At 37.6% G+C, this 4,286-nt stretch carries 1 protein-coding gene and 3 pseudogenes; 2 read left to right on the top strand and 2 right to left on the bottom strand.

Features of this window, described 5'->3' with window-relative positions; genetic code table 11:
- Positions 1-74 (bottom strand): annotated as a pseudogene (locus PVV69_RS09265) (DNA-binding protein); the annotation flags it as partial.
- A gap of 209 nt (positions 75-283) precedes the next feature.
- On the bottom strand, positions 284-1,450 hold the full coding sequence (locus PVV69_RS09260; RefSeq protein ID WP_273757276.1) for a site-specific integrase: 1,167 nt from the start codon (positions 1,448-1,450) through the stop codon (positions 284-286).
- A 176-nt stretch (positions 1,451-1,626) separates the two neighbouring features.
- On the opposite strand from PVV69_RS09260, the pseudogene PVV69_RS09255 reads away from it, so the two are divergent.
- Positions 1,627-2,388, top strand: a pseudogene (locus PVV69_RS09255) (PBSX family phage terminase large subunit); the annotation flags it as partial.
- Positions 2,373-2,750 (top strand): annotated as a pseudogene (locus tag PVV69_RS09250) (phage portal protein); the annotation flags it as partial. The pseudogenes PVV69_RS09255 and PVV69_RS09250, both read left to right, overlap by 16 nt.
- Positions 2,751-4,286 lie beyond the last annotated feature (1,536 nt).

Here is a 4,286-nt window from a genome sequence, read left to right as displayed (position 1 = left end):
CGGAATGTTGAAACACTCATATGAAGCAATTTTGCACTTTCACGGTCAGTTAAAAGAATATCGTTTTCTGTCATTATAATTTCCTTTCAAGAGTAAAAAATGGGAACAAATCATAAGTATTTATTAACCATATTTTTGAATCACTGGAAAGGTATTTAGTCTATAGAAAACAGTGTTTTATAATACATTTTCTGATGTGATAATTTATGAGTCTCATTGAGAAAGAATGAGAGAAAAGAGAGCTAAAGTTATCCACAGATGATGGGGTTATGCACCCCATATCTTAAGATTGACCTGTGACATAAGCGGCCCATTTATCCATATAGACACGGCGCTGTTCTAAATAGTCAGTACGACGATAGGCACGCTCTACTTGTCCTCCTACTGTATGACTTAGAATAGTTTCAGCGACCTCATAGGGGGCATCGGTTGTTTCAGCAAGCCAATTGCGTAAACTAGAGCGAAATCCATGGGGGCAGGCTTCAAGGTTATTGTCTCTCATATACTTTGACATAACCATAGGTGAAATAGGAGCCCGACTAGAAAAAGAAAAGATGAAATTACTTTTAGAGATACAACGGGCTTGTTCTATCACTTTCATTGCCTCTGATGATAAGGGGACGCGAAATTCTGTTGTAGCATCGCGCTTTCCTTTCATATTTTCAGCAGGTATGATCCATATATCTCCATCAATCTGATCTTCACGAATATGACGCAAGGGATTGGTACGAACCCCTGTAAGGATAAGCAAACGCAAAGCCAGTTGTGTGGGGTTTGTTGTTTGGCAAAGCATTTTATAAAAAGCGGGAACATCTTTCCAATCCATTGCAGGTAAATTTTTGATTTTATGGCGTTGTTTTCCTAAGAGAGCTTGTGCTTTTGTTACTGCTTGTAAATCAACATCCAAACCCAAAGCAGCCGCATGTTTGAGACAAAGATTGAGACGAATGAGAGCTCTACGCGCTGTAACAGCTTTTGTATGCCAGATAGGGGCAATAGTGTTGCGTATCTCAGTTTGTGTAATCTCAGAAACCGGCAGACAACCTAATTTAGGGAGAATATGAAGGCGTAATGGTAAAAACCAATCTCCATCTTTACCATCATTCTTGAGTTCAGCTTTACGAGTTTCAAAAGCATCTAGAGCAATATCTTTTAAATAATGGAGATTGCTTATTGCTTCACGCTTTTGTTTATTGCGTTCTTTAATGGGGTCACGCCCTTCACGAAGAACAGAACGCCACCCAGTTGCCAATTCACGGGCTTGTTTTAAAGAGACATCTCTTAAAGCCCCCAAGCCCATTTCACGACGGCGCCCATGAATGGTATAACGGTAAATCCATTGAGCACCTCCATCTTTACGCTTATGAAGAAGCAAGCCGGCACCATCATTATATTTGCCAGCCCCCAATGTTGCGACAGATCTTGCATTAAGACGGTTCATAAGAGCCATTTTTTACTCCTTTCTTATACAAATTTGATCCACACACTCATCCCACTTGTTATGTGCAAATGAGTGGTTTTGATTGATTCAAGATAAGCAGGTTTGAAATGAGAGAATCCTACGTTATTCGAGACTCTCATTCAATATGCAAAGCAGTAAATTATCATTATAAATCAATATCTTGAACAGACAATCCGAAATTTCCTAAGATCTTGAATGAAGCGCGGCTTGATGATCTGAGAAATCGTCCAGAGACCTATAAGCATATCTGGGAGGGTGCTTATCTTACCGCTGTTCAAGGGGCTTACTTTCAAAAAGAGATGTTGGCAGCTGAGCAGGAGGGGCGGATAGGGCGTGTTGCTCGTGACCCTTTAATGCAGATACGCGCCTTTTGGGATATTGGGGGAACGGGAGCCAAAGCAGATGCAACGGCGATATGGATAGCACAATTTGTTGGTAGAGAAATAAGGGTGCTTGATTATTACGAGGCACAAGGACAGCCCTTATCAGAGCATATTGGCTGGTTACGTCAAAATGGTTATGAGAAGGCATTAATGGTGCTCCCCCATGACGGTGCGACCAGAGATCGTGTGCATAATGTGAGTTTTGAGAGTGCTCTCAATGATGCGGGTTTTGAAACGCAGGTCATTCCTAATCAAGGAGCAGGTGCTGTTAAGATGCGGATAGAGGCGGTGCGACGTATTTTACCTTCAGTTTGGTTCAATGAAGAAACGACCGTAGCAGGACGTAAGGCACTGAACTGGTATCACGAAAAATGGGATGAGAAGCGGAATATAGGGTTAGGCGCCGAGCATGATTGGTCCAGTCATGGTGCTGATGCTTTTGGCTTAATGTGTGTGGGTTATGAACAGCCGGTGCAGAAACATAAGAGAGAAGCTTACAGCGGTAGAGACGCTTATGAGAGCACGTCATGGATGGCAGAATGATGCATGATGAAGAGCATTTAGACAAAGATAGCAACATTTCAGATCTGTCGACAGAAGGTTTGTTTCGTAAACTTGTCAGCTGGTATAAGGAAGATATTGAGCACGTAAATAAATGGCGTGAACAGGCACGTGAAGATTTTCGTTTTTACAATGGAGATCAGTGGAATGATGCAGATTTAGCTGCGTTAAAAGAACAACGCCGCCCTGTGATGACCTTTAATCGGATAGCCCCGCTTGTGAATGCCGTTGTGGGAGCTGAACGCAATAATAAGCGAGAGGTACAATTTATCCCCCGTCAAATAGGCAAGGCATTGCCCAGTGAATTGCTAACCGGTGCAGCAGAATGGTTTCGCGACATGGCACCATATTATACCTAAAAATACAATAAAGTCAATATGTTAAGTGCAATTATTTTATATGAATCCACTTAAGAATCCACACTTTTATACGTGATTCATTTGACCATTTTTTATATAAGATTGGCACGTATGAATAGAGCATAAAAAGCAAATCATGATGTAAATATTATAACGCATGTGTGTATTCAAATGAAATGAAAAGCAGTTATCATTCATAACAGTTCATAAATTTTATGATACGTTTTTATCATTCAAAAATCGCATTGTTAAAAATTTAGTCGTTTGCAATTTTTAATAACATAAATTGCATGTATTTAGAGAATGGTATGAGTTTTGCTCTTTTTTGAGCGAATCCTTAAAAGGAAAATAATCGTTTGAAACTTTTATAAGCTTATAGGTGTAATTCATTAAGGGTGTATAAAAAGACAAAATCGCTTTTAAAGCGCTTACTAAAAATTTAGTAAATGATAGGCAGTCATTATACAAACATATCATCACAACAGTTATGAAATTCAAAACGTTATATCTTATGATGCGAAAATCTTTTAATGAATATGGTTTATAGTAAGTTTTAAATGATGGAACTCTCTTCGCTTCCACAAAAAAATGGAGGCGAATAATGCCGTAGAAGTAGAATACTATATACCTTAGACATGGTAACAATAAACGTTTTAAAGATTATAGTTTAAAAATACGAAACCAAATGGGGTCAATTCAAATTTGGAGGCACCTATTGAAACAAAGATAAGCAAGCAAAACTTAAAACCATTATAATGTCATAAGACATGAGATTTTTCTAAATTTTGAATCAAAAGTTACCCTGTTTAAAGAATGCTCTCTTTTAAAGATAACGAGCTCGAATTTGAGCTGGTTAATGTGCAAAGAAATTAGGTTTTAATGAAAAGTGAAAATACGCTTATAAGAACCTCTTTAAGGAAACGTTTAAAATTTGAAACTGATGTTTTATAACAGCTATAAACTTAGTTATCATTTGCTCTTAAGAACGTTTCATTTACGAAAAACAAAGATCTAGATTTTACAGCAGAGCAAATAGAGCAAATCTTGAAACCCTTAAATTCTATAAAAACGTTTGTTTATTTGTCTTATGAAATGCTACTTTTAAAGACCAACGCGCGTAAATATAAAAACGGGTTTTGTTATAGACATTTCACTTAATACACATTTGCTTTTGATTGGTTTGATAAAGCTATAAAGCGTTTATATTTTCTCTCATTCAAATGAATGCTATCAAGATGATACCCAATCATTTATGATCTTTTTGATAAGTTTTAATCAATAGAAAAGAGCGCTTGCAATATGATACGTTTTGTATATATGCATTTATCACTCCATTGTGGATGATTATTAGATCATTAGAAACGTTATGAGAAAGCCGCGTCATATCAATTGGCACGGCTTTCTTTTTTAGAGTTCTCTCTTTTATGATACGTTTTAAGGAATGTATCTTATGATGCGTTTATAGCTGTAAGAAGGCGCCCCCCACGCCGTTCTTTATTCTGTTTCATCAACAATCTTGAC

The sequence above is a fragment of the Bartonella sp. MM73XJBT genome (assembly GCF_028618465.1).
GTDB lineage: Bacteria > Pseudomonadota > Alphaproteobacteria > Rhizobiales > Rhizobiaceae > Bartonella.
The sequence above is the reverse complement of the archived record's forward strand: the minus strand, read 5'-3'. Positions and strand labels throughout refer to the sequence as shown.

Coding starts and splice junctions, on each gene's coding strand:
- PVV69_RS09260 (WP_273757276.1), bottom strand. CDS start 1,450: ATGGCTCTTATGAACCGTCTTAATGCAAGATCTGTCGCAACATTGGGG.